The organism is Methanocrinis sp. (assembly GCF_049974945.1).
Taxonomy (GTDB): domain Archaea; phylum Halobacteriota; class Methanosarcinia; order Methanotrichales; family Methanotrichaceae; genus Methanocrinis.
In genome coordinates this window covers 151-1,943 of the sequence record NZ_JBNGCU010000167.1, presented here as the reverse complement: position 1 = coordinate 1,943, position 1,793 = coordinate 151, and the positions used below count along the sequence as shown (strand labels likewise).

The 1,793-nt window shown below is 57.8% G+C and carries 3 protein-coding genes and 1 pseudogene; 3 read left to right on the top strand and 1 reads right to left on the bottom strand.

The window, feature by feature from the left end; translation table 11 throughout:
• From ACP5EL_RS10195 to trxA, 3 genes and pseudogenes are all read left to right on the top strand, one after another.
• Window positions 1-491, top strand: a pseudogene (locus ACP5EL_RS10195) (ornithine cyclodeaminase family protein); the annotation flags it as partial.
• 53 nt (window positions 492-544) lie between these two features.
• Window positions 545-1,129: a DUF1638 domain-containing protein gene (locus tag ACP5EL_RS10190; RefSeq protein ID WP_428402402.1), complete on the top strand. Its 585-nt coding sequence runs from the start codon at window positions 545-547 to the stop codon at window positions 1,127-1,129.
• Window positions 1,113-1,514, top strand: a complete 402-nt coding sequence (gene trxA / locus ACP5EL_RS10185; RefSeq protein WP_428402401.1) for a thioredoxin — start codon at window positions 1,113-1,115, stop codon at window positions 1,512-1,514. The genes ACP5EL_RS10190 and trxA overlap by 17 nt, the downstream gene beginning before the upstream one ends.
• A 43-nt stretch (window positions 1,515-1,557) precedes the next feature.
• Here the strand turns inward: trxA and ACP5EL_RS10180 are convergent.
• Window positions 1,558-1,793 (bottom strand): hypothetical protein (locus ACP5EL_RS10180; protein WP_428402400.1); only part of this gene is annotated, 236 nt, incomplete at its 5' end.

Here is a 1,793-nt window from a genome sequence, read left to right as displayed (position 1 = left end):
TCGAGCGGTGCAGGGCTCTGGAAAAGGACTGTAGGAGCTTTCTGGACGTCGAGTACGATCTTTCCACGGACGTAAAAGATGCCTGCAACGCTGACATTCTGGTCACCACCACCCCATCGCGAAAACCCCTGGTGAAGGACGAGTGGATAGTTGAGGGGACCCACATCAACGCCATCGGGGCCGACGCCAAAGGGAAGGAGGAGCTGGACCCATCCATCCTCAAAAGGTCGAAGGTGGTGGTGGACGACATCGCCCAGGCATCCCACTCCGGCGAGGTGAACGTCCCCCTGACGAAGGGGCTCATGGTCCCCGATGAGATCCGCGCCACCATCGGGGAGGTGGTGGCGGGAAAGGTTCCCGGTCGGACCGATGACGACGAGATCACCGTCTTCGACTCGACGGGCCTCGCCATCCAGGACGTGGCGACGGCTACGAAGGTCTATCAGAACGCCCTGAAGAAGGGGTGCGGAACAAAACTCTCGTTTTTGTGAGCTTGCCTTTCGGATAAGCGATATATAACATCCCGACGACTGTAAAGTTGTCCATGTACGCAATCATCGCCTGCGGCATATTCAAGGATGAGATGGAGAAGATAAGAGATCAGCTCGACTTTCCCTTCGAAACCCGCTACCTTGAGGCGGGGCTTCACGTCGACTTCGACGACCTGGCCGAGGCCCTCAGGGCGGAGCTGGAAAGCTGCAAAGACCACGACGGCATCATCGTCGCCTACGGCGAGTGCCATCCCAGGATGGCCGAGATCCTCGCCCCCTACAGGGCCGCCCTCCTCGGGTGCCAGAACTGCATCGACGCCTTCATAACCCGAAAGAAGGTGGAGAAGATCGCAGATCGAGGACTTTACTTTTATCTATCGCCGGGCTGGGTCAAGAGCTGGAGGGATATGTTCGAGAGGATGAACTGGAGCCGAGAGGAGGCCCGTTTCCAGCTCGCCCCCTTTCGGGGCGCCATCTTCCTCGACACCCTCGAGAACGCGGCCGATTATGAGGAGGGACTGATCGAATTTCTCGATTTCACCCTCTGCCGCTACGAGAAGATGCCGGTGGATCTGGACCACTTCAGGTCCTTGATTCTGCAGGCCAAAGAGAGGTGTGATCTTGGACGAGGAGCTTGAAAGGATAAGGAGAAAGAAGATCGAGGAGATGAAAAAGATGGCAAACGAACCAGATGTGGACTACCCCGACAGCCCCGTCAAGGTGACGGACGGCACCGTCGGCGACATGGTGGCCAGATACCCTCTTGTGATCTTGGACTGCTGGGCGGAGTGGTGCGGTCCCTGCAGGATGGTCGCCCCGGTGATCGACGAGCTGGCCAAAGAGATGAAGGGGAAGGTCGTCTTCGGAAAGCTGAACGTCGACGAGAACATGCAGACCTCCAGCAAGTACGGCATCATGGCGATACCCACCATGCTCGTCTTCAAGAACGGCGAGCTGGTCGACCAGATGGTGGGAGCCTACCCCAAGTCCACCCTCACAAACAAAATTCAGAAGTATCTCTGAGGATGGCATATCGCCACCTCAGAGATTACGGTTTTGGCAGTCCTCAGGCCCTGATCTTCGAGGGCACAACGAAGCCTTTCTTCTCCTTGGAGCCTATCTCTCGAAGCTCCTTCAGCCGGAAGTAGGCGTCGACGTCGTAGAGGGGCTTCGCCTCCTTTCCGAGGAGAGAGGGCTTCCGGTCGGTCTTTGAGGGGATGATGTAGGTACCCTTCTCCCTCGCGGCGATCTCTCGAAGCTCCTTCAGCCGGAAGTAGGCGTCGACGTCGTAGAGGGGCTTCG